Annotated in this window: 19 protein-coding genes and 1 pseudogene; 13 read left to right on the forward strand and 7 right to left on the reverse strand. The window is 60.9% G+C overall.

Features of this window, described 5'->3' with window-relative positions; translation table 11 throughout:
- The gene (locus AB4874_RS09270) at nucleotides 1-3,432 is read right to left on the reverse strand and encodes an indolepyruvate ferredoxin oxidoreductase family protein (protein WP_368391770.1); all 3,432 of its coding nucleotides are present in this window, start codon (nucleotides 3,430-3,432) and stop codon (nucleotides 1-3) included.
- A gap of 132 nt (nucleotides 3,433-3,564) precedes the next feature.
- Here AB4874_RS09270 and AB4874_RS09275 point away from each other — a divergent pair, with 132 nt between their 5' ends.
- Nucleotides 3,565-4,023, forward strand: a complete 459-nt coding sequence (locus tag AB4874_RS09275; RefSeq protein ID WP_295533248.1) for an Lrp/AsnC family transcriptional regulator — start codon at nucleotides 3,565-3,567, stop codon at nucleotides 4,021-4,023.
- Nucleotides 4,024-4,137: 114 nt separating this feature from the next.
- Here AB4874_RS09275 and kynU read toward each other — a convergent pair whose 3' ends face one another.
- Together kynU and AB4874_RS09285 are read right to left on the reverse strand one after the other, a co-directional pair.
- A complete protein-coding gene (gene kynU / locus AB4874_RS09280) occupies nucleotides 4,138-5,328 on the reverse strand; it encodes a kynureninase (RefSeq protein WP_368391771.1) in 1,191 nt (396 codons plus the stop codon).
- Nucleotides 5,328-6,158 carry a tryptophan 2,3-dioxygenase gene (locus tag AB4874_RS09285; RefSeq protein WP_368391772.1) on the reverse strand — a complete coding sequence of 277 codons (831 nt, stop codon included), beginning with the start codon at nucleotides 6,156-6,158 and terminating at the stop codon, nucleotides 5,328-5,330. The genes kynU and AB4874_RS09285 overlap by 1 nt, the downstream gene beginning before the upstream one ends.
- A gap of 215 nt (nucleotides 6,159-6,373) precedes the next feature.
- On the opposite strand from AB4874_RS09285, the gene AB4874_RS09290 reads away from it, so the two are divergent.
- Nucleotides 6,374-7,186, forward strand: coding sequence for a hormone-sensitive lipase (locus AB4874_RS09290; RefSeq protein ID WP_368391773.1), 813 nt, complete (start codon nucleotides 6,374-6,376; stop codon nucleotides 7,184-7,186).
- A 186-nt stretch (nucleotides 7,187-7,372) separates the two neighbouring features.
- Here AB4874_RS09290 and AB4874_RS09295 read toward each other — a convergent pair whose 3' ends face one another.
- Nucleotides 7,373-7,798: an oxidoreductase dimerization domain-containing protein gene (locus AB4874_RS09295; protein ID WP_368391844.1), complete on the reverse strand. Its 426-nt coding sequence runs from the start codon at nucleotides 7,796-7,798 to the stop codon at nucleotides 7,373-7,375.
- A gap of 354 nt (nucleotides 7,799-8,152) precedes the next feature.
- Between AB4874_RS09295 and AB4874_RS09300 the strand changes: the two genes are divergently transcribed.
- The 10 genes and pseudogenes from AB4874_RS09300 to AB4874_RS09345 all read left to right on the forward strand — a co-directional run bounded on the left by AB4874_RS09300 (nucleotide 8,153) and on the right by AB4874_RS09345 (nucleotide 20,163).
- Complete coding sequence (locus AB4874_RS09300) at nucleotides 8,153-8,617, forward strand: hypothetical protein (RefSeq protein WP_368391774.1); 465 nt, start codon at nucleotides 8,153-8,155, stop codon at nucleotides 8,615-8,617.
- Between the two features lie 3 nt (nucleotides 8,618-8,620).
- The gene (locus tag AB4874_RS09305) at nucleotides 8,621-10,357 is read left to right on the forward strand and encodes a PHA/PHB synthase family protein (protein WP_368391775.1); all 1,737 of its coding nucleotides are present in this window, start codon (nucleotides 8,621-8,623) and stop codon (nucleotides 10,355-10,357) included.
- 23 nt (nucleotides 10,358-10,380) lie between these two features.
- On the forward strand, nucleotides 10,381-11,148 hold the full coding sequence (fabI, locus tag AB4874_RS09310) for an enoyl-ACP reductase FabI (protein WP_368391845.1): 768 nt from the start codon (nucleotides 10,381-10,383) through the stop codon (nucleotides 11,146-11,148).
- 39 nt (nucleotides 11,149-11,187) lie between these two features.
- Entirely contained in the window at nucleotides 11,188-12,561 is a 1,374-nt protein-coding gene (locus AB4874_RS09315) for a bifunctional enoyl-CoA hydratase/phosphate acetyltransferase (protein ID WP_368391776.1), read from the forward strand.
- Nucleotides 12,558-13,754 carry an acetate/propionate family kinase gene (locus AB4874_RS09320; RefSeq protein ID WP_368391777.1) on the forward strand — a complete coding sequence of 399 codons (1,197 nt, stop codon included), beginning with the start codon at nucleotides 12,558-12,560 and terminating at the stop codon, nucleotides 13,752-13,754. The genes AB4874_RS09315 and AB4874_RS09320 overlap by 4 nt, the downstream gene beginning before the upstream one ends.
- Before the next feature lie 24 nt (nucleotides 13,755-13,778).
- Nucleotides 13,779-14,966, forward strand: a complete 1,188-nt coding sequence (locus tag AB4874_RS09325; RefSeq protein ID WP_368391778.1) for a thiolase family protein — start codon at nucleotides 13,779-13,781, stop codon at nucleotides 14,964-14,966.
- A 186-nt stretch (nucleotides 14,967-15,152) separates the two neighbouring features.
- Nucleotides 15,153-16,280 carry an alpha/beta fold hydrolase gene (locus AB4874_RS09330; RefSeq protein ID WP_368391779.1) on the forward strand — a complete coding sequence of 376 codons (1,128 nt, stop codon included), beginning with the start codon at nucleotides 15,153-15,155 and terminating at the stop codon, nucleotides 16,278-16,280.
- Nucleotides 16,277-18,748, forward strand: a complete 2,472-nt coding sequence (locus AB4874_RS09335) for a plasma-membrane proton-efflux P-type ATPase (RefSeq protein ID WP_368391780.1) — start codon at nucleotides 16,277-16,279, stop codon at nucleotides 18,746-18,748. Before AB4874_RS09330 ends, AB4874_RS09335 begins: the two co-directional genes overlap by 4 nt.
- Nucleotides 18,749-18,831: 83 nt before the next feature.
- A pseudogene (purU, locus tag AB4874_RS09340) lies at nucleotides 18,832-18,936 on the forward strand (formyltetrahydrofolate deformylase); the annotation flags it as partial.
- A gap of 120 nt (nucleotides 18,937-19,056) precedes the next feature.
- Nucleotides 19,057-20,163 (forward strand): DnaJ-like cysteine-rich domain-containing protein, encoded by a 1,107-nt coding sequence (locus AB4874_RS09345; RefSeq protein ID WP_368391781.1) that lies wholly within the window; start codon nucleotides 19,057-19,059, stop codon nucleotides 20,161-20,163.
- 539 nt (nucleotides 20,164-20,702) lie between these two features.
- Here the strand turns inward: AB4874_RS09345 and AB4874_RS09350 are convergent.
- Genes AB4874_RS09350 through AB4874_RS09360 form a run of 3 tightly spaced genes read right to left on the reverse strand, consistent with a single transcriptional unit; the run spans nucleotide 20,703 to nucleotide 22,306 of the window.
- A complete protein-coding gene (locus AB4874_RS09350) occupies nucleotides 20,703-20,939 on the reverse strand; it encodes a thioredoxin family protein (RefSeq protein ID WP_295533217.1) in 237 nt (78 codons plus the stop codon).
- A 12-nt stretch (nucleotides 20,940-20,951) separates the two neighbouring features.
- Nucleotides 20,952-22,013 (reverse strand): permease, encoded by a 1,062-nt coding sequence (locus AB4874_RS09355; protein WP_295533215.1) that lies wholly within the window; start codon nucleotides 22,011-22,013, stop codon nucleotides 20,952-20,954.
- Entirely contained in the window at nucleotides 22,010-22,306 is a 297-nt protein-coding gene (locus tag AB4874_RS09360; RefSeq protein ID WP_295533213.1) for an ArsR/SmtB family transcription factor, read from the reverse strand. Before AB4874_RS09360 ends, AB4874_RS09355 begins: the two co-directional genes overlap by 4 nt.
- A gap of 464 nt (nucleotides 22,307-22,770) precedes the next feature.
- Here AB4874_RS09360 and AB4874_RS09365 point away from each other — a divergent pair, with 464 nt between their 5' ends.
- Nucleotides 22,771-23,901 (forward strand): aromatic ring-hydroxylating oxygenase subunit alpha, encoded by a 1,131-nt coding sequence (locus AB4874_RS09365; RefSeq protein ID WP_368391782.1) that lies wholly within the window; start codon nucleotides 22,771-22,773, stop codon nucleotides 23,899-23,901.
- Nucleotides 23,902-23,908 lie beyond the last annotated feature (7 nt).

The following is a 23,908-nucleotide window of genomic DNA, read 5'->3' on the forward strand; positions in this document are numbered from 1 at the left end:
CTAAGCCATAGCTTTGACAAGCGCGTCTGCCTTGGGTTTGAACCTGCGGATCGCCTCATCTTTAACCGGGCCATAGCCGCGGAACTGCATCGGTATTTCAAGCGCCTCTTGCGCCGAGGCCGCGGTCTTGTCCGAGATCAGCGCGGGTAGGGTTTCAAGAAGGGTTTCGAACCAGTCGATCAGGGCAACTTCTTGTTTACGCTCCTGGCTGTAGCCAAACAGATCGAACTTGGTCCCCCGCAGGCGGCGCAGCGAGGCGAGCGCGCGCAGTGCCGGTGTCATCCACGGGCCGAAGCTGCGTTTGACGGGCCGTCCGCGCGCATCCGTCTTGCGAGAGAAAATCGGCGGGGCCATGTGATAATTGATCTTGAAGCCGGGCTCGAATTCCTGTGCCAGAGCCGTGGCGAAACTGTCTTGCCCATGTAAGCGCGCGACCTCGTATTCGTCCTTATAGGCCATCAGCTTGAATAGCGATTTCGCCGCCGCTGTGGTCAGATCCTGCGCACAGGCTGGGTCCAGATCATCGCGCAGAGCCGCACGGAAACGCGTGAGGGAGCGCGTGTAGCGCTCTGCGTAGCGGGCGTTCTGATACTCGGTCAGAAAAGCCACATGCTTGGCGATGAGCGCCTCAAGACTTGGGGGCGCAGCCGGGGTTTCTTGCGCAAGGATGGCATCCGGCGTCTCTGCCAGCACCCGGCCCAGATCGAATGCGCGAGCATTTTTCTCAACTGCCACGGCGTTCAGGGTGATCGCCTGTTTGAGAGCCGCTTCGCTGACCGGCACCAGCCCTTTTTGCCACGCATAGCCAAGCAGGATGACATTGGCGAACACGCTGTCGCCCAAAAGCGTCTCAGCCAATGCGTTGGCGTCAAAACTCCAGACGTTCTCGGTTCCCGCGATACTGCGGATCGCCTGTTCACGCAGATCGACACTCAGGCTCGCATCGCGATGCAACACCAAGTCACCGGTTGGCATTTCAGCGGTATTGAGCACGATCCGCGAGCCGGGCTTGAAATAGGCCGACGCACGCGGTGCCGAGGACACCACGATGTCGCAGGCGATAACAGCCTCGGCCGAGCCAATATCGGTGCGCACCTGATGGATTGCGTCCGGGCTTTGGCCCAGACGAATATAGCTGAGCACGGTGCCGAATTTCTGCGCAAATCCGGTGAAATCAAGAACGGATGCGCCTTTTCCCTCAAGATGCGCGGCCATCGTGATCAGCGCCCCGACCGTCACCACGCCCGTGCCCCCGACACCGGTCACCAGTAGGTCGTAGGGCTTGGCAAGGCCTGACATTTTCGGCGCGGGCAGGGCGCGTAGCAAGCTTGCCACATCCACGTCGCGCCCGGTTTTCTTGCGCCGCACTGCGCCTTCTATGGTCACGAAACTGGGGCAAAACCCGTTGAGGCACGAGAAGTCCTTGTTGCAGGTCGACAAATTGACTTTGCGCTTGCGACCAAACTCGGTGTCGAGCGGCTCGATGCTCAGGCAGTTGCTTTCCACCGAGCAATCGCCGCAGCCTTCGCACACCGAGGGGTTGATATAGGCAAACCGCTTGGGGTCGGGCATCGTGCCACGCTTGCGGCGGCGGCGTTTCTCGGTGGCGCAGGTTTGCTCATAAATCAGGACGCTGACGCCGCGCACGTCGCGCAACTCGCGTTGAACGGCGTCCAGGTCTTCGCGCGGGTTGAAACTGGTCCCGTGCGGGAAGTCTGCGCGCTCGAATTTCGCGATGTCGTCCGAGACTAGCGCGATCCGATCGACCCCTTCGGCGCGGCAGGTCTGCGCAATGGCGCTGACGCTGATCGGGCCATCGACCGGCTGGCCACCGGTCATCGCGACCGCATCATTATAGAGGATCTTGTAGGTGATATTGGCCCCGGTCGCGACCGCCTGACGGATCGCGAGCGAGCCGGAATGATACCATGTTCCTTCCCCGAGGTTCTGGAACATGTGCTTGCCGCCGGAGTATTTCGACGCCACCAGATGGGGCACGCCCTCGGCGCCCATCTGCGCATAGCCCCCGGTTTCGCGGTCCATCCAGCTGGCCATCACATGACAGCCGATGCCAGAGGCCGCCTTGCTGCCTTCGGGCAGTTTGGTCGAGGTGTTATGCGGACAGCCCGAGCAGAAATAGGGGGTGCGGGTCGCGCCGGGCACGTTGAGCAGTCTCGGCGGATGATCGGTCAGGGCGCGGGCCTTGGCCAGCAGGCCCTCATCGGGGAAATAGGCGTTCAGACGCTCTGCCACGATGGGCACTAGGCCAAGCGGGCTTAGTTCTCCGGTCCAGGGCACCAGGGGATCGCCCGCCGCGCGGTGCTTGCCCACCATCTTCTTGGGCTTGTCGCCGGGCCAGTCGTAGAAATACTCTTTGAACTGGCTCTCAATGATGCCGCGCTTTTCTTCGATCACCAGAACCTCGGTCTTGCCGCGCACAAAGGCCAGCGCATCGCGGCGCGCCAGCGGCCAGACCATGCCGACCTTGTAGATATCAATGCCAAGGCGACGGCACGCGGCCTCATCAATCCCCAGAAGCCGCAGCGCTTCCATAAGATCAAGATGGCCTTTGCCCGTGGTGACAATGCCAAAGCTGGCATCACGGATGTCATAGATGTGGCGATCAATCGGGTTGGCTTCGACAAAGGCTTCGACTGCGCGCAGCTTGTGTTCGATCCGGGTTTCGATCAGCGGGCTGGGCAAATCCGAGCGGCGCACATGCAACCCGCCCGGCGGCAAGTCGATCTCGGGGAGCGAAAACACCCGGTCTTGGGGTAATTCCACCGATTGACCACTTTCCACCGTCTCTGAAATCGCCTTGAACCCGACCCATGTGCCCGAATAGCGGCTTAGCGCGATCCCGTATTCTCCGAAGGTCAGATATTCCGCGACATTGGCGGGGTTCAGCGTTGGCATGAACCACGTCATGAACGCCACGTCGGACTGATGGGGCATCGATGAGGAAACGCAGCCATGATCGTCGCCCGCGACCACCAGAACGCCCCCTTTGGGCGAGGACCCGTAGGCATTTCCATGGCGCAGCGCATCGCCTGAGCGATCAACGCCGGGGCCTTTGCCATACCACATCGAAAACACGCCCTCGACCGTGGCATCGGGGTCAAGCACGGCTTGTTGCGCCCCCAGCACCGCCGTTGCGCCAAGATCTTCGTTCACCGCAGGCAGGAAGGTGATGCCCGCCGCATCGGTCTGCGCACGCGATCGCCACAGCTCCAGATCAAGCCCGCCAAGCGGTGAGCCACGATAGCCCGAAATGAACCCTGCGGTGTTCAGGCCCGCCGCGCGATCTCGACGTGCCTGATCGAACATGATCCGCACCAAAGCTTGCGTCCCGGTCAGAAACACCCGGCCGTGCGATGCGTCATAGCGATCCGACAATGCGTAGCTTTGAAACTGATGCGTGGTCTGGTTCATCGGCCTTCCCCCCTAAAATCACCGGAAATATATCACGCAGTTTTTGGATAATCTGATCTCGTTTCTGGAATCACTGCCGATAGTTCGAAATCTTGTGTCGACATAAGTGACTTATGTGGTCATATTATCCAAATGGAACTGGACAGTCGCGACAAAGAAATCCTCAAAATACTGCAAGCGGATTCCCGTGTTTCCAATGCCGAGATCGCGGAGCGGGTTGGCATGTCAGCCTCGGCATGCTGGCGCAGAGTGCGCCTGTTTGAAGAGCAGGGTCTGATTGAACGCTACAAGGCCGAGCTGTCGCCGCGCGTGGCCGGGCTGGCTTTTAGCGCCTTGGTGCAGGTGCGCCTGACCCGGCACAATCCCGAGCATCTCAAAGAGTTCATCGACGCGATCACGACCCGCGCCGAGGTGCTGGAGTGCTACGCGACCACCGGTCAGGCGGATTATCATCTGCGCCTGCTGTGCAAGGATATCGACGCCTATAACGTCTTCCTCGAAGAGTTTCTGTTCCGCCTGCCTGCGGTTCAAAGCGCCGAAACCAATGTCGTCCTGCGCGAGGTCAAACGCAGCCACGAACTTCCCTTATGACCCCCCCGATCCTTGGACGCTCACTGGTCTAAATTCAGCGCCGTTTTGCGTCTGCTGATCGGGTTGGGTTTTTGCGTTTCTCGGCCAATAGGCTCCGCCATCAGCCGCGGTTTTTCAGGTGACGCGCGAACGCGCCTTATAAGCGGGATCGTCCCAAAGCCTGTTGGTCATCACATCCTCGATGATTTCAGCCGCGCGCACCACGTCGCCCTCATCAATGTATAGCGGGGTAAAGCCGAACCGCATCGCATCGGGGGCGCGGAAATCGCCAATCACGCCCCGCTCGATGAGGGCCTGAATCGCGGCGTAGCTTTCGGAGAAACCGAACGAGACCTGACTGCCGCGCGCCATAGGATCGCGCGGGCTGAGCAAGGTCAGATCGGGGCAGCGCGTCTCGACTTCGCGGATGAACCGCTCGGACAGCTCGATGGAACGTGCGCGCACCTCCGCCATCGTCAGCCCGTCCCAAACGCTCAGAGCTTCTTCAAGCGCGGTGGCCTGCAGCACCGGTGGCGTGCCCACGCGCATCCGCTCAACCGCGCGCCCCGGGCGATAGCCGAGATCAAAGGCGAACGGTGCCTCATGGCCCAGCCAGCCGCTGAGCGCCGGGCGTACCGTCTCGGCGATATCGGGGCGCACATAGATGAAGGCGGGCGCGCCGGGCCCCCCGTTGAGATATTTATAGGTGCAGCCTACGGCGAATTCAGCGTTATTTGCGACCATGTCGACGGGCACTGCGCCCGCGCTATGGGCCAGATCCCAGATCATCACCGCCCCGACCGCATGGGCCTTTTGCGTGATCGCTGTGAAATCGTGCATCCGGCCCGTGCGGTAATCCACCTGCGTCAGCATCACGACCGCCACCTCTTCGGTGATCGCATCGGCGACCTCTTCGGGGGGCGGGGTGCGCAGTTCATGCCCGCGCCCCAGCGAGCGCAGCAACCCCTCGGCCATATAAAGATCGGTCGGAAAATTGCCATTGTCCGACAGCACCACCTTGCGATCGGGTCGCATCTCAAGCGCCGAGGCCAGCGCCTGATAGACCTTGATCGATAGCGTGTCGCCGATCACCACCGCGCCCTCGGGCGCGCCGATCAGCCTCGCGATCTTATTGCCCACTCGCGCGGGCTGATCCATCCACTGCGCGTCGTTCCAGCCGCGAATGAGCATCTCGCCCCATTCCTTATGCACGCAACGCTCAAGCCGTTCGGCCACGCCGCGCGGCAAGGGGCCAAGCGAGTTTCCATCGAGATAAATCACCCCTTCGGGCAGATCGAACAGGTGCTTTCTGGGCAGGCTCGCCATTACAGATTTCCTCTCACATTCCAAAGCTCTGGGAACAGCTCGACCTCAAGCATGCGGCGCAAGTAAGCGACCCCGGCCGTGCCCCCCGTGCCGCGCTTGAATCCGATCACGCGTTCGACGGTCGTGACATGGTTGAAGCGCCAGCGACGGAAATAGTCCTCGAGATCGACAAGCTTTTCGGCCAGTTCATAAAGTTCCCAATGCTCTTCGGGTGCCTCGTAAACCCGCTGCCAGATCGCCATGATCCGATCATCCGCATCATGCGGCATGTTCAGGTTGGGTTCGGGCAAATTCGCAGCAGTCACCCCAAGACGAGCGGCGGCAAAGCGGATCGCTTCGTCATACAGGCTTGGCTGCGCCAGTTCGTCATTGAGCAAACCCATGATGTCGGCGCGATGTTTATGCACCCGCGTCATCGCCAGATTGCGATTGCCAAGAACGAATTCGATCAGGCGGTATTGATAAGATTGAAACCCCGATGAGGCCCCAAGAGCCTCGCGAAACCGCGTGTAGTCGCTGGGCGTCATGGTGCGCAGCACATCCCAAGCCCCGTTAAGTTGCTCGAAAATCCGGGCCAACCGTGAGAGGATCTTAAAGCACGGACGCAGGGTTCCGGCGCGGATCATCTCGCGCGCAGAGCGCAGTTCGTGCAGGGCCAGCTTCATCCAAAGCTCGCTTGTCTGATGCTGAATGATGAAGAGCAATTCGTCATGGGCATCTGACAGCGTGTCCTGCGCCGACAAAACCTTATCAAGGCCCAGATAATCGCTATAGGACATGTCCGTCGCGAACGACATCTTCGCCCCTTCACTTGCTGGATCGTAAGCCATACCGCCTCCGTTAAACTGCGCGACCCTGCAAGATACACGCCCGCCTTGCATTGGACGTTTCCTGGGGTTGCCTGCGCCGGACTCCTCTGCAAAACAGAGTGTTACGAGAGAGAGTTCGGCTTGATGCGGAGGTTAGCGAGGCCGGCAGCGGCTCGCAATATCAAACCCTTGTGAGCCGAGGCTGCACAGGATGCGCAAAACCAACGGGAGGCGTCATGGACGATCAAAGTGGAATTGACTGGGAAGATGCTTTTGTGAACGCCTCCCATATCGAAAACGGCGAGAGCTATCCGCAGCTTTGGTTGGACCGCGCCGCCGCCTTTCGGGCGCAGATCGAAGGCCGTCTGAGCGAAGTCGCCTATGGTGCAGCTGCACGCGAGAAGATGGATATTTTCCGCCCCGAGAGTGACTCCAAAGGGCTGCTGGTCTTCGTGCATGGCGGATATTGGCGCGCATTTTCCAAGGATCACTGGTCGCATCTGGCGGCGGGGGCCTTGGCGCGGGGCTGGACGGTGGTTATGCCCGGCTACACGCTTGCGCCCGAAAACACCATTCCGGGCATCACCGGGCAAATCAGCCGCGCCATCACGCAGGCGGCTGGGCTTGTGGATGGGCCGATCCATCTGGCGGGCCACTCGGCGGGCGGTCATCTGGCGACGCGGATGGTGTCAGATGACAGTACGCTGCCCGCCCCCATCGCCGAACGCATCGCGCGGGTTATCTCGATCAGCGGGTTGCACGACCTGCGCCCCTTGGTGTTGAACTCCCTCAACGAGATACTGGGGCTTACCCCAGAAATCGCCGCCGCCGAAAGCCCGGCTTTGCACGGCGTGCGCCCGGGTGTGCGGGTCACCGCTTGGGTCGGCGCGGCGGAGCGCCCGGAGTTTTTGCGCCAAGCCGCCTTGCTTGCCGAAAGCTGGGCCCCCGCCGATCTGATCGCAGCGCCCCGCCGCCATCATTTCGACGTGATCGATGACCTTTGCGAGCCGTCAAGCCAGCTCGTCAATGCGCTTTTGGCGTCAGGGTAAGGGCGCGCTGGCCGCCTTCAGGCAGATTTGGGCGGCATGCGGTTCAGGCATGCGACGGGGGCAAGGGATACTCCGCCGCGCGTTTTGCGCGAACAGGGTATTGGCAATGCCCGCAAAAGGGAATGGCGGGAAACAGATCGGCACCTTTCCCCGTCTGGCAGCGATATGGCCGCGCTGAGATGAGCCTTAGCCTTGCGGCGGCTGGGCAAGCGCGGAAGGCGCGGTGAGGCGAAAGGCCTCGGTCAGGTGCGGGTGCGGGTGAATGCTGGCGGCGATCTGTTCCAGCGTCAGCCCATTGCGCACCGCCAATGCGGCCTCGCCCATCAGATCGACGGCTCCTTCGGCCAGAACATGGAGACCAAGGATGCGGTGATCGTCGCGGCGATAGATGATGCGCAACCTCCCCAACGTCTCGCCCGAACTCTGGGCGCGCCCGGTGAAGATGTCTGGGAGATGCTCTGCTCCTGTCTGTTGCGGATGGGGCAGCGATAGCGGCGGCCTCGATTTCGCCTGATTGGGCCGTTTGCACAGGCGGCGCAGGTCGCTGTCTGACAGCTTGGACAGAGAAATCGCGTGAAAGCGTGGCGGTGATTTGCGCCAAGGCGCCCCGATTGGCGAGGCTTTATGCGACCTCGTTTTTCACCGTCTAAGTGGGGCTGATCCTGTCTAGCAAGGATTGGCATTGGCTAGATCACCTGATACGCAAATGGCTTGGAAGAATGCTTGACCGCGTTCCTGTGACGCTTCCTTCCTGCGCAACCGGGCCTTTCCCGGTGCGCCCGAGGCAACGCCCGTGTCGCGCGTCTCATTTTTCTGATCAGGTTTCACAAAGTGCTGAAGCGTAGCGTCAGATGGATGAAAGCGGCCAATGCGAACACCATCTAGCAATCAAGGGCGTGATGCTTGTGTCATTGCAGCGATGGACGGGGCGCTTCCCCGCCGCAGATAGCATCTAAGGAGATACGCATGCCCGATACGCAGGATGTCTTCAAACAAAGCCTTGAACAGAGAACCGCGCTGCCCCGGAACGGGCTGAACACTCCGGGTGCCATCACGATCGCGGGCGGAAATACCAAGCTTGAGCACCTCACGGATTTCGCCAGCGATCTGCAACGCCTCTATACCGACGCCATTCAGCGTCACATCGACCCTGTGCTGAAAGACCACGAAGACGTTTCCAGGCATTTTGCGAAATTGACGCAAAGCCGTGATCCAAAAGAGTTTGCGGATTTTCAGCTGGAGCTGCTGGGGATGATGATGGAAACTGCCTTTGTGCGCGCCGAAACCTGGGGTGCGTTGGCCGATCAGGTGGGCCACCGCTATGCCGAGCTTGTTCGCGAGGTGGCAGGAGATTTGCAAGTGCAGGCCGCGACGCAAGAAGTGCCCGAGTCTGGGGCAGGCAAGCGCGCCGCCGCAAAGGTGAGTAACTGAACCATGACAAAGACAATACCGCCCGCCAATCCGTTCGATCTGATGCTGCATGCCAGTGAAGGGCGGCTGACGGGTGGGTTGTCACCGGCCTCTGCCGCGCTCGCCTATCTCGACTGGGCGCTGCATCTGGCCAATGCGCCGGGCAAACGATCAGAAATCCTGCGCGCGGCGCTTGCGCGTCAGATGGCGTTGGCGGGGTATCTCTCTGCGCTCGCTGTCGATCACACCAAAGAGGGCGCGGCCCCGATCACACCGCGCCCCGAGGATCACCGTTTCGATGACCCAGCATGGCAACAATGGCCCTTCGCAGCCTATGCCCAGTCCTTCCTTGCGACCGAGCAGTTATGGGACGAGCTGACAAAGGGGATCGCGGGGGTGTCGCGCCACCATCTTGATCTGGTGAATTTCGGGGTCCGGCAGTGGCTTGATATGATGTCCCCGTCCAATTTCTTGGCCACAAACCCAGAAATCATTGCCCGCACCCATGAAACGGGTGGCCAGAACCTGGTGACGGGCGCGCGGCATTTCTTTGAGGATTTGATGCGCGAAACAGAGGGCAAGCCGCCCGAAGGGGCCGAGCAGTTCCGCCCCGGCCATGAGGTGGCGGTGACGCCCGGACAGGTGGTGTATCGCAACGAATTGATCGAGCTGATTCAATACACGCCGACCACAGACAAGGTGCATCCAGAACCGATCCTGATCGTTCCGGCCTGGATCATGAAATACTACATTCTCGATCTGAGCCCGAAGAATTCGATGGTGCGCTATCTGGTGCAACAGGGCCACACCGTCTTCATGATCTCGTGGATAAACCCCGACGAGGAAGAGCGTGATTTCAGCCTTCAGACCTATGTGGAAAAGGGGGTGCTTGCTGCGCTGGATGCGGTGCAGGCAATCGTGCCGGGGCCCAAGGTGCATGCCGTGGGCTATTGCATCGGCGGCACACTTTTGTCGCTTGCCGCGGCCCTTCTGGGCAAGACCGGGCAGGATCGTCTGGCATCGCTCACGCTATTTGCCGCGCAGATCGATTTTACCGAGGCGGGCGAGATTTTGCTGTTTGTCGATGACAGTCAGGTCGCCTTTCTCAAGGATATGATGGCCGAGCGCGGCTATCTTGATGCGGGCGAGATGGCGGGCGCCTTCGAGATGCTGCGCGCGAACGATCTGATCTGGTCGCGCATCGTGCATGACTATCTGATGGGCGAACGCCGCCCGTTAAACGATCTGATGGCGTGGAATGCCGATGTCACCCGGATGCCCTATCAGATGCACTCGCAATACCTACAAAAACTGTTTCTAGATAATGACTTCTCTGAAGGTCGGTTCGAGCTGGGCGATGTCACCGTGGCCCCTCCCGATATCACCACGCCGATCTTTGCCGTCGGGACCGAGCACGATCATGTGGCCCCTTGGCACTCGGTCTATAAGGTCACGCTTTTGACGGATGTCGATGTGACCTTCCTGCTGACCAGTGGCGGGCATAATGCCGGGATCGTCAGCGAGCCCGGCCATCCACGCCGCCACTACCGCATCGGCGATCACTGCGCCAATTCCAGCTTTGTGCCGCCGAAAAAGTGGTTCAACGGCACGCCCGAACATGAGGGGTCATGGTGGCCCGCTTGGCAAGCGTGGCTCGCCAAGCGTTCAGGAAAACCGGGCCCGCTGCCGCAGATGGGGCGCGAGGAGGCTGGCTATCCCCCGCTTTGCCCGGCACCGGGCGAATACGTGTTGCAACGCTAACAGGAGTGACGCCGATGACACCGATGCACCTTCCCCTGAGTGGAAAGAAGGGTCTTGTCATCGGTGTCGCCAACGAGACAAGCATCGCGTATGGCTGCGCGCGCGCCTTTCGTGATGCGGGCGCCGACCTCGCGCTGACATATTTCGACGCCAAGGCCGAGCCCTTTGTCCGACCGCTGGCCGAGGCGCTATCTTGCCCGATCATCCTGCCCTGTAATGTTGAAAAGCCCGGCGCGCTGGATGCGGTGTTTGATCAGATCGAACGGGACTGGGGGCGGCTTGATTTTGCGCTGCATTCGATCGCCTTCGCGCCCGCTGCGGATCTGCATGGTCGGGTGACGGATTGCTCGCCCGAGGGGTTTGCGCGCGCGATGGATATCTCGGTGCACTCCTTCATCCGTATGGCAAAACGTGCCGAGAAGCTGATGGACAAGGGCGGCGCGCTTTTGTCGATGAGCTATTACGGCGCCGAGAAAGTCGTCGATCATTACAACCTGATGTGCCCGGTCAAGGCCGCGCTCGAGGCCACGACCCGCTCGCTGTCGGCTGAACTCAGCGGTAGCGGCATTCGCGTCAACAGCCTGTCGCCGGGGCCGATCAAGACCCGTGCCGCCTCGGGGATCGCGCATTTCGACGCGCTGATGGAAAAGGCCGTCGCCAAGGCCCCGTCACATCGCCTGACGACCATCGACGAGGTCGGCGCGATGGCGGCGTTTCTGGTCAGTGACAGCGCGCGCAGCGTGACCGGCGACATTCTGTATATCGACGGAGGCTATCACGTCATCGACTGATTTGACGCGCCGATGAGACAGCGAAACAGGAGAAAGCAGATGCTTCAGACCGACACCGACCTCATCGCCAATCGCACCATCGGGCAGATCAAGCCGGGCGATAGCGCCCGGCTAAGCCGCAAACTGACCGTGCGCGATCTTGAGCTGATCTCAGCCCTTGGCGGCGGCGGCGGGCCAGTTGCCTGCGAAACCGGACCAATTGCTTGGGCCGGATCAAGCCTTGCGGCGCTGATCGGCACGCGTTTGCCCGGTGCGGGCAGCCGGATCGACGCGGTGGATCTGCGCTTTCACGCGGGGCTCGCGGTGGGGGATACGCTGGATCTCGAGGTGCGCGTGCGCAGTGTCGATCTCGCAACGCGGGCGGTCGTGTTCGACTGCACCGGCACCGGGCCCAAGGGCAAGTCACTGGTCGAGGGCAGCTTGCAGGTCACCGCCCCGGCCAACCAGATCACCCGCGCCCCATCGGATAGCCCTAACCTTATTATCGGCGAACGCGGCGCGAAGTTTCGCAAACTGATCGCGCAGGCGAAAACACTAAAGCCCATCCTCACCGCCATCGTGCACCCGGTCGAACCCAACGCCATAGCGGGCGCTATCGAGGCCGCGCAGGCCGGGTTGATCTCTCCCGTCTTTGTTGGCCCCGAGGCGCGTATCCGGGCCGCTGCAAAAGAGGCAGGCCTTGATCTGTCCAACTGGCCCATCGAGGACACCGAACATTCCGATGCCGCCGCCGAAACGGCCGCGCGCATGGCCCATGAGGGTCGTGTTCACGCGCTGATGAAGGGCAGTCTGCATACCGACGAATTTCTCCACCCGATCTTGCAGCCCGAGTTGAACCTGCGCACCAAACGCCGCCTCAGCCATGTGTTTTTGATGGATGTGCCGGGCACGGATCGTCTGCTGTTCATCACCGATGGCGCGATCAACATCGCGCCCGATCTCGCCGCCAAGACCGAGATCGTGCAGAACGCGATTGAGATGGCACATGCGCTGGGCGTTGAAACCCCGCGCGTCGCCATTCTTTCGGCGGTGGAGGTAATCAATCCGCGCATTCCCTCGACGTTGGATGCCGCCGCCCTGTGCAAGATGGCCGAGCGCGGGCAGATCACCGGCGCGGTGCTGGATGGGCCATTGGCGCTTGATAATGCGGTCTCGACGCTGGCGGCGGAAATCAAGCATATCCATTCCGATGTGGCCGGGCGCGCCGATATCTTGCTTGCGCCCGATCTGGACGCGGGCAACATGATTGCCAAGCAGTTGGAATACCTCGCCTCCAGCGAGGCCGCCGGGGTGGTTCTGGGCGCGCGGGTGCCCATAGTGCTGACTAGCCGCGCGGATTCTGCGCAAAGCCGGTTGGCCTCATGTGCGGTGGCGTCGTTGATCCATGCGCATCGGGCCGGGGGCGTGGCATGAGCGAGGTCATTCTGACCCTCAACGCAGGCTCAACCAGTCTCAAGTTTTCACTGTTCGCGGCGGGGCCAGACGGGGTCGATCCGACGGCCCTTGCCGATGGCGAGGCCGACGGGTTGGGCGATGCGCCCCATCTCAAAATCTCTGCGGCCAGTGGCGGCATTGATACTGCGCTGGAGTCGGGCAATTACGAGGCGGTGCTGGCACGCGTGCTGGACTGGATCGAGACCCATGACAGCGGCATGACCCTGATCGGCGCGGGCCATCGCATCGTGCATGGCGGCCCCGAATTTGCGGCACCTGTGCGCCTGAGCAAGGCGATCACCCGCAAGCTGGCCGCGCTTAACCCGCTGGCGCCGCTGCACCAGCCCCACAACCTTGTGCCCGTGCGTGTGCTAAGCGCAAGCCATCCGCATTTGCCGCAAGTCGCATGTTTCGATACCGGTTTTCACGCCAGCAACGCGCCGCTAAGCACCCGTTATGCGATCCCGCGCGAGATGCATGACGCGGGGATTCGCCGCTATGGCTTTCACGGGCTGTCCTACGAATATATCGCCTCGACCCTGCCTGAATATCTGGGGGCCAAGGCGAATGGCCGTGTGGTGGTGGCGCATCTGGGCGGGGGTGCGAGCATGTGCGCGATCCGCGAGGGGCGCTCGGTTGCCTCAAGCATGGGGTTTTCGGCGATTGACGGGCTGGTGATGGCCACCCGCTCTGGCGCGATTGACCCCGGTGTGCTGCTATATCTCATGAGCGAACGGGGCATGGATGAAACGGCGCTGAGCGATCTGCTGTATCGCCGTTCGGGCCTGCTGGGCGTGTCGGGGATCAGCGGCGACATGCGCACGCTTCTGGCCAGCCCCAGCCCCGAGGCGCGCGAGGCCGTCGATCTGTTCATCTACCGGATTAGGCGCGAACTTGGCTCGTTGGTGGCAGCACTGGGCGGGTTGGATGCGCTGATCTTCACCGGCGGTATTGGCGAACATGCCGCCCCGGTGCGCGAAGGCGTCTGTGCGGGTGCGCAGTGGCTGGGTATCCGGCTGGATGAGACTGCCAATCAAACTGACGGGCCACGCATCAGCGATGGGGATAGCGCGGTTCCCGTCTTCGTCATTCCCACGAACGAAGATCTGATGATCGCACGCCACACATTGCACGTGCTGCGCCCGGCCGTGGTGGGGCGCGCGAGACAATAAGTGAATTCAACCAAGGAGCTAATCATGTCCAGGATCGAAGTTATTCTCGCGGCTGCGACGCGCACCGCCATTGGTACCTATGATGGAACGCTCAAGAGCACCCCGGCGACCGAGCTCGGGGCAGTCGCGATCCGCGCCGCTCTGGAGCGATCCGGTCTGAGCGGCGGCGATATCGGCACGGTCGTCATGGGCAATGTCGTTCAGGCTGGCAACAAGATGAACCCGGCGCGCCAAGCCGCGATTGGGGGTGGGCTGCCTGTCGATGTGCCCGCGATGACGGTCAACCGGGTCTGTGGGTCGGGCGCGCAGGGGATCGCGAGTGCGGCGCAGGAAATCTGGCTTGGTAACCTTTCCAGCGCCGTCGGTGGCGGCATGGAGAACATGGACCGTGCGCCCTACCTGATGGCGGGCGGGCGCTGGGGCTACCGGATGGGCAATGCTGAGATTTACGACTCGATGCTGCTGGACGGGCTGAACGATGCGTTCTCAGATCAGCATTCGGGTTGGCATACCGAGGATTTGGTGGCGAAATTCGGTTTGACCCGCGAAGATCAGGACCGTTTTGCGCTGCGCTCGCAGGAGCGGTTTTCAGCAGCGCAGGCAGCGGGCAAGTTCGACGCCGAAATCGCCCCGGTCGAGATCAAATCGCGCAAAGGGTCGGTGATGTTTGCCAAGGACGAACATAACCGCCCCGAAACGACGCTGGAAAGCCTCGCCAAGCTTAAACCCGCCTTTCGCAAGGATGGCACGATCACCGCAGGCAATGCGCCGGGGCTGAATTCGGCTGGGGCGGCGATGATCGTGGCCGAACGCGGCTGGGCCGAGGGCAAGGGCGTCACCCCGATGGCGCGGCTGGTGTCTTACGGCATCGGCGCGGTTGAGCCGGGCTTTTTCGGCCTTGGCCCGGTGCCCGCCGTGCGTCAGGCGCTTGATCGGGCGGGCTGGTCCATCGGCGATGTCGAACGCTTCGAGATCAACGAGGCCTTCGCCGCCATCGTGCTGGCGGTGATGAAGGAGCTGTCGATCCCCGAAGACATCGTCAATGTCGAGGGCGGCTCGATTGCGCATGGCCACCCCATCGGCGCGACTGGTGCGGTTCTGACCACGCGGCTTTTGCATTCAATGGCGCGCGACGGCATCCGGCGCGGCGTGGTGACGCTGTGCATCGGTGGCGGTCAGGGCATCGCGCTAGCGCTGGAGCGGTTGGACTAAGGAGGCAGGAAATTGGATCGTGTGAAGGACGAGGGCTCAGGGATCGGTGCTGTAACTGGCATCGGCTAAGATGAAATGCGCCACCGGCAGCGCGCCGGTGGTCGATGGCGGATCTACCGCCCAGTAACGCAAGCAAGTGCCGCGCTTGGGGAGGAGACGCGTGCCGATTTCTCGAAAGGAAAGATCATGACGACATCACCCATTAAAACTCCGAAAATCGACCATTCCGTTCCATGGTTCTGGCCCTTGGCCATGAGCATGGAGATGGGTCAGGACGGTCTGGACCTGTTTCGCCAGAACATGAAAGCCGTGGCCGAGATTGCCGAGATCACCGATCCGCAGCCCTCGGTCTGGGCCACGGAAAACCGCGTTCTCCAAGAGATGGACACGATGCGGCTGCGCGATTTCACCCGCAAAGGGGCAGGGCAGGGTGGCGTGCCGGTCTTGATTGATCCGCCCTATGCCGGGCACAGCTCGACCATCGCGGATTACCAAAAAGGGCAAAGCCTGATCGAAACATTGCTGGATGCCGGGGTGCCGCGTCTGCTGGCGATGGATTGGAAGGCGGCCACGCCCGAAATGCGTGATTTCAACATCGACAAATATCTTGCCGAGATCAACGCGGTGGTCGATGATCTGGGCGGGCGCGTGGCCTTGGTCGGGCTGTGTCAGGGCGGTTGGATGTCGGCAATGTATGCCGCGCGCTTCCCCGAAAAGGTGGCCGCGCTGGTGCTGGCGGGATCGCCCATCGACACCAATGCTGGACACGGACCGATCCGCAAGCTGGCGCATGAAATGCCGCTCGATCTGTATCGCGAGATGGTCAAAAGCGGCGGTGGGCGGATGCTGGGGCAATATATGCTGGCAGGCTGGAAGAATATGCACCCGGGCGAGCAATACCTAGGCAAATTCATCGACCTCTACGCCCATGCGACGGATGAAAAATACCTCAAACGCACCAAGGCTTTTGAGCGCTGGTATGAAAACCCGATCGACCTGCCGGGGCCGTATTACCTGCAGTCGATTGAATTGCTGTTTAAGAAAAACATGTTCGCCAAGGGCCAATTCGTCGGGTTGGGGCGAACGCTTGATCTCAAGGCGATCACCTGTCCGCTGTATATGCTGGCGGGCAAAAGCGACGACATCACGACATGGGAGCAGGTCTACGCTGCCGAGCATCTTGTTGGCACCGATCCTGCAAAGATGGTCAAGCAGACGGTGCCGGGCGGGCATATCGGACTGTTCATGGGCTCCAATACGCTGAAAGACACTTGGCCGGGTATCGCCAAGTGGATCATGGAGGCGGTGTCATGACGGCGGGCGCAAATGCTGCCGCGCCGATTGAGGAAACTGATCTGACGGCGGGGCTAAGCGCGGCTGAGGCCCGCAAGCGGCTAGAGACATTCGGCCCCAACGCGCTGGAAGAGCACCGGGTCAGCCCGCTGAAAAAGCTGGCTGGCTATTTCTGGGGGCCGATCCCGTGGATGATCGAGGCGGCGGCGGTGCTTTCGGCGCTGGATGCGCATTGGGCGGATCTGGCGATCATTCTGGTGCTGCTGCTGTTTAATGCAGGCGTCGGGTTTTGGCAGGAACGCAAGGCTGATGATGCTTTGGCCGCACTGAAGAACCAACTTGCGCTGAGGGCGCGCGCCTTGCGCGACGGTAAATGGGCAGAGATCGACGCCGCCGATCTGGTGCCCGGCGATGTGATCCGCATTCGCCTTGGCGATGTGATCCCGGCCGATGTGCGGTTGCGAGAGGGCGCGTATCTTTCGATCGATCAGGCCGCGCTGACGGGGGAGTCCCTGCCGGTGGCGAAAAAGCCCGGTGAAGACGCCTATTCCGGCTCGATTGCCAAGCAGGGCGAGATGGTGGCGCAGGTCATAGCGACGGGCGCGAACACCTTCTTTGGGCGCACCGCCAAGCTGGTGGAAGGCGCGGGCGCGGTGTCGCATTTCCAGCGCGCCGTCTTGCGGATCGGGGATTTCCTGATCCTCGTGGCGCTGGTTCTTTCGGCGGTGCTGATCTTGGTCGAGCTGTTTCGCGGAGAAAGCCCCGCGAGGCTGTTGCAATTCGTGCTGATCCTTGTCGTGGCCTCGATCCCGGTGGCGATGCCTGCCGTGTTGTCGGTGACGATGGCGCTGGGCGCGTTGGCGCTGTCAAAGAAGAAGGCGATCGTGTCGCGCCTGCAATCCATCGAGGAAATGGCGGGCATCGATATTCTGTGTTCGGACAAGACCGGCACGCTGACCCAGAACAAGCTGACCTTGGGCGATCCTGAGCTGTTCGCGGCCACCGATGCGCCCGCGCTGATCCTTGCGGGCGCGCTCGCCTCTAAGGCGGAAGACAAAGACGCCATCGACCTTGCCGTGATCGGTGGACTGAACGAGGCCGCTCTTGCTGGCTATACGCAGACCGCCTTTACCCCCTTTGATCCGGTGGGCAAACGCACGCAGGCCGATGTGACCGGCCCGCAGGGGGCCTTTCGCGTCAGCAAGGGCGCGCCGCAGGTGATCCTGGGCCTCTGCGCGCCCGATGACGCCACCATCACGCGCGCCAAGGGGATCGTGGATGCCCTCGCCACCAAGGGGTTTCGCACGCTGGGTGTGGCGCGCTCGGACGATGCCGGGCAAAGCTGGGTCTTTCTTGGCATCCTGCCGCTGTTTGATCCGCCGCGCGAAGATTCCGCGCAGACCATCGCCGAGGCGCGCGCCCATGGCATTGAGGTCAAGATGGTGACTGGCGACGATACCGCCATCGGGCGCGAGATATCGGGCAAGCTGGGGCTGGGCACGAATATCCGCCCTGCCACCGATCTGTTCGGGAGCGATGGCACTCAGGTGCCCGCAGATGCCGCCGAACAGGTCGAGGCCGCAGACGGGTTCGCCCGTGTCTTCCCCGAGCATAAATACCGCATCGTCAAGGCCTTGCAGGATCGCGGCCACCTTGTGGGCATGACCGGAGACGGGGTGAACGACAGCCCCGCGATCAAGCAGGCCGATGTGGGGATCGCCGTGTCGGGCGCCACCGATGCCGCGCGCGCCGCAGCCGATCTGATCCTGACCACGCCGGGGTTGTCGACCATCATTTCAGCGGTGGAAGAGGCGCGGCGGATCTTTGAGCGCATGACCTCTTACACGATTTACCGCATCGCGATGACCATCGACATCATGCTGTTCGTAGTGCTCGCAATGCTGATTTTTGGGGTCTATCCGCTGACGGCGGTGATGATCATCCTGCTGGCTTTGCTTGATGATATTCCGATCATGACCATCGCCTATGACAACACATGGCTGAGCAAGAAACCGGTGCGCTGGAACATGCCTTGGGTGCTGGGGGTCTCGTCTTTGCTGGGGTTTTTGTCGGTGATCCAGACCTTTGGCCTGATGTATCTGGGCAAGATCCCGTTCGCGATGGACACGCCGCATCTGCAAACGATGATATTCCTGCAACTCGTGGTCGGTGGCCATCTGATGCTGTTCGTCACCCGCAATCGCAAAAGCTTCTGGCGCAAACCTTATCCGGCTTGGCCGCTGGTTTCGGCGATCCTTGCGACGCAGGTCTTGGCGGTGTTGATGACAGGCTTTGGCTGGCTGATGCCAGCGCTTCCGTGGCATATCATCGCTTTGGTCTGGGTCTATAACCTCGTCTGGATGGTGGTGCTGGATTTTGCCAAGCTCGGGGCCGACAGCCTGATGGGCCACCGCCCGCGCTTCAAGCAGGTGCTGCTGGACAAGACCAACCGGCCGCTGTTCTCGCATGGCGCGCATAGGCATAGCTAGGCTGCCGCGCGCCCTCTCACCCCCAAAGTTTTTTGGGGGCGCGCGGCATGGGCTTTGCTGATTGCGGCCGGGCTTATGACCGGCTGGCGCGAGCCGCCCATGCCCATCACCGGGTTTTTCTGAACGCAAACAAGACCGTGGTCTTCATGGCCTCGCCCGGTAGCTACAGCTCAAATCGCATGGGCTGAGTGGGGGCGTTCGGCCCGACCGCTGTCTTGCCCTAGGAATTTGGGTGTTCAGAAAACCGTGATACCCTTGTTAACTTCAATGGGAGGGCGATTTCCGCAACGGCACTTGGGGGTGTGGCGATGTCGCGATGCAAAGCCTGCAATGGCACAGGCCGGATAAATGCATCCGGTGGCGCGGCTTACGGCGCGGCCGATGATTTCATGCAATGTCAACGGTGCCAGGGTTTTGGCTATGTGAATGAGCCGGCTAGAATCCGAAAGGGACCGCGCGGGTCTTCTGGTGGCTCGGGAGGCGGTGCGCTTGGCGCCATCGTGTTGTTGGGATTGGGCTATGCCGGTCTTCAGTGGATTGGCAAAAACCAGCAGTCTATCGCCAACGCACTCTGGTATTATGTCCTGCTACCGATCGCCGCGCTGCTGTGTGCAATCGCTGCCTTCTTCCTGCTTCGATTCCTGTGGCGCTGCGGGCGATGGTCACTCGATGGTCTTGTGCGCCATGCATTCAACTTGGCGGTTCTGACGTATTTAAGCTGGTTTTTTTGGATGCTTGTCGTGGGGGTGGCGGTGGCGGTCGTGAAAAAAATCGCGCCTGCGTTCTCTCCAGCGCCGACAGTCCTTATCGGCGGCAGCCTTATTCTCAGTGCCTTAACGGGCCTCTGGCTCGTCGCACGTCTTGCGCGAGACTACGGTCGCTACGGGTATTTCTGGGACTTGCTGCGTAGGAAGAAAACCGCCCTTGCGCATCAGGTCTCTAATCTCATGTTGCCGCTCCTGCGCAACCCCTCGGGCAAATGGATCGGGGTGAAGGCGTGGAATGATCCATTCGTGCGCGGTTTTCTGAATGTTCAGTGCTTCAGCCTTGTTCGACTGAAGCGGCCCGGGCTAGAGGGCGCGCCGCTTACAGATGAGGTCAACTGGATTATTCACTACATATTTGCGCGGACCGGTATGTCATCCGTCGATTTGGCCAAGATCAGGCCGGGAGACGATATCATCGGACGAGAGTATTGGGAGGGGCGCAAAGCAGCGCTTATGTTTTTAGAGCGCTTTCATGGCATTGACCTGAAAGGGCGGGCCTCTGCGGAGGATATTGTCGCTGCCGGGGCATTGTTTCAGCAGGTCGCGAAAGACGTCCCAAAGCCGCAAAAACTCAGCCGTCCGGCCTACGCGCGTCAGGCCTTGGTGCGATATTTCTGGCAACCGCACTTGGCCAAGGCCGCGATCTAAAGCGCGCCGCAGTCTTGCCAGAAGGCCCTGTGCAAGAGGGGGAGGGAGGTGTGACTAGGCTGCAAGCGCTTGGGGCGCATGCCTGAGGGGAAGAATGCCGCTATGCTACGAGCGTAACACCCGGCTAAGCGTATTATGGTTTCCAACAAGGGCGGCTCTGGGCCCGTTGCAGACGGTCAAGGTGGCACTTACCTTTGCTTAAAGTATAGAAGATCGGCTGCTGGCAAAGGAAACATATGATGCCTTGCATTGATGCGGACCTTGCAACCAGAATTCTTTCCAAGATCGATTATTTTTCTATACCAACCAATAGGTTGGCTGCCGTTATTGGAAGCTTTGATGATGACAAAACGCGAAAGCGCATGCCGAGACACTTAGGCAATCTCATAGGGCTTCTTGAAGGTGAAATAGGGTTTGAGGCGCGCAGCGCATTTCGGCAAAAGAAATGACTGCTTCGTGAGCCAAGCCCGCCGCTTCTGATATGACACCGCTGCCAAACCTAGACGGCCATCCCCTCAAGCGCGTTGCGCAACCTGCCGTCAAGCCGACAGCCAGCCTTCCAGCTTGGTCTGGTCCGGCAGGCCGCCTGCGTGAACCAGCTTGCCGTCGATGGAAATGCCGGGGGTCGACATGACTCCGGCCATCGCGATGGCGCGCGGGTCGGACACTTTCTCGACCTCAACCGCGATGCCAAGGCGCGCGGCCGCGTCCTTGACCATGTCCTCAGTTGCTGCGCAGCGTTTGCAGCCGGGGCCGTATACTTTGACGGTTTTCATTGGATAGTCCTTTCAGAAAATCAGGTTGAAGAGGAAGCCGACGCCAAGGATGCCGCTTGCCACCACGCCGATGAATACGGCGATCAGGCGTAGCGTCAGGACCTGGCGCAGGATGATCATCTCGGGCAGGGACAGCGCGATCACGCTCATCATGAAAGCCAGCACGGTGCCAAGCGCCGCGCCCTTGCCCAAAAGCGCCTCGACGATCGGGATGACGCCCGCGGCATTGGTGTACATCGGAATGCCCATCAGCACCGCTGCGGGCACCGACCACCACGTCCCCGCGCCCATGATGCGCACCATCAGGTCTTGGGGCACATAGCCGTGGATCAGCGCGCCCATCGCGATCCCGAGGATGATCCAGACCCAGACTCTGGCGAAGATCTCGCGCACCGCTTCAAGTCCAAGACGATAGCGATCGACCAGCGTCAGGTGCTCTTCGTCGAGGATCCCGGCGGTGTTCGCGCCGGAATGGATGTCGCGCACCCAATCCTGCAGCCAGCCCTCAAGATGCAGCTTGCCGATGACGAAGCCCGCAAGGATCGCGATCGCAAGGCCGAAGCCAAGGTAAATCGCCGCCACCTTCCAGCCAACAAGGCCGAACAAAAGGATCAGCGCGACCTCATTCACCATCGGTGCCGCGATCAGGAACGAAAAGGTCACTCCCAGAGGCACCCCCGCCGAAACAAAACCGATGAACAAGGGGACTGCCGAGCACGAGCAGAACGGCGTCACGATCCCCAGCCCGGCGGCCAGCACATTGCCTACCCCTTCGCGCCGCCCCGACAGGACCGCGCGGGTCCTCTCGGGCGAGAAGAAGCTGCGCACGACGCCCATCGCGAAGACAATAAGCGTGAGGAGCATCATCACCTTGGGCACGTCGTAGAAGAAAAAGGCGATTGCCTCACCGGTGTGGCTGTGGCGCGCGACGGGAAGTTGCGCGGTGATCCATTCCGAGATCGGCACGAGCTGACCATAAAGCAGCCACCAGCCAAGCACGAAGGCGGCCACCCCCAGATGCCAAAGCCAGTCGGGGCGCGCAGGACGGGGTGGGCTTGTGATATCGACGCTCATGCGGCTTTCCTTTCTTCGGCTTCCGCCGCGCTTGCGGCGAGAACAGCCTCTATGACCGCACGGATCTCGGGCGGCATGTCGGGGTTAAGTCGGTAGCGCACCCATTGCGCGTCGCGCCGATCCACGACCAACCCGGCCTGCTTGAGCACCTGCATGTGGCGCGACATCCGGCTTTGCGTGGCGTCGAGCTTTTTCATCAATTCGCAGACGCAATGTTCCGATCCATCCGCGAGAAGCGGAATCACGCCAAGACGCGTCGGTTCGGCGAGGGCAGACAGAGCGGACAGAATCATGGGGCATTCTCCTTTATGCGCATTTGCGCATATGATGCGTCAGGCTGCCTTGATCTATGTCAGACAAAACTTGCGATGCAGCACTCGCGAGGCTGCGTCATTCCGCTCTGATGACCGCTAATTCCGACTTAGCCGATGCGACAGGGGCGGGACCGTTGATGGTGACTGAGAGCGCCAAGAAGGCTGTGTCCTGCCGTCGCATGACCGCATTTTGACGATTTTCGACGATGCTGCGAATGGCGGCTTTTTCTTGCTGGCCATGATTAGTTTTTGGCAAAGCAAGACTGCGAAAGAGGTTGCTTTATTTGTGTTTGGTCTTCGACGATGTGTGGAGGCGTAAAAGCGCAACGTTTTGAAAGCCGTTCGACCCGAGGCTGCGAAGGTATTCTGCCGTAGCATTTCGCGATTTCGTTATCTGCCATAAAAACTTTGACCGACGCCCGATCATCACGAAGGGACACAAGATGAAAGACGCAGCCGAAGACCTTCGCAAAAACGTGTCACTTCCGTTTGAACAAGCCCGCGCGATGCCGCCCTCCGTTTACACGTCCGAGGCGTTTTTGGCGCGCGAGACGTCCTCGATTTTTGCCCATGACTGGTTCTGCGCCGGGCGCGCCGATGCGCTGGCCAATCCCGGTGACTACATCACTTTGGATCTCGCGGATCAGCCGATCATCGTGTTGCGCGACAAGGTTGGCGCGTTGCGCGCGATGTCAAATGTCTGCCGCCACCGGATGTCGACCTTGCTTGAAGGCCGTGGCAACACGCGCAGCATTGTCTGCCCCTATCACGCCTGGACCTACAATCTGGACGGATCGCTGCGCGGCGCGCCTGCGATGGATCAGAACGCAGGGTTTTGCAAATCGGACTACAGCCTACCGGATATCCGCTGCGAAGAATGGCTTGGTTGGGTTTTCGTGACGCTAAACCCCGACATCCCCGCCGTGGCGCAGCAACTGGCAAAGGTCGAAGACCTTGTCGCTGATTACGACATGACAAATTACACCGAGACCTTTTTCGAGACCCATATCTGGGACACCAACTGGAAGGTCTTGGCCGAAAATTTCATGGAGAGCTACCATTTGCCCGTCTGCCATGCGGGGACAATCGGTGGCCTGTCCAAGTTGAATGAAATGATCTGCCCGCCCGGTGAAGACAGCTTCAACTATCATACGATCTTAAAGGACGAGACCCTCAGGATCGCGATGGCGCATCCCAATAACACGCGGATGCAGGGCGAGCGTCGTCGCACAACCTTTCTGTTGGCGATCTATCCGAGTCTGCTGATTACGCTGACGCCGGGCTATTTCTGGTATCTGACGCTGCATCCGCACGGCGTGGGCCAAGTCCGCATCGGCTTTGGCGGCGGCATGTCCAATGACTACGCAGATGATCCCGATGCGCAGGCCAATTTCGTGCAGCTCAAGACCTTGCTGGATGACGTGAACGTCGAGGATAGGGGGTGCACGGAGAAGGTCTATCGGGGGCTGCGCTCACAATCGGCATCGCCGGGGCATCTGTCCCATCTGGAGCGGCCGAACTATGATTTTGCGCAGTATATCAACGCACGCATACAGGCAGCGGACCATCAGTAGGACAACT

The sequence above is a fragment of the Thioclava arctica genome (genome assembly GCF_040892615.1).
GTDB lineage: Bacteria > Pseudomonadota > Alphaproteobacteria > Rhodobacterales > Rhodobacteraceae > Thioclava > Thioclava arctica.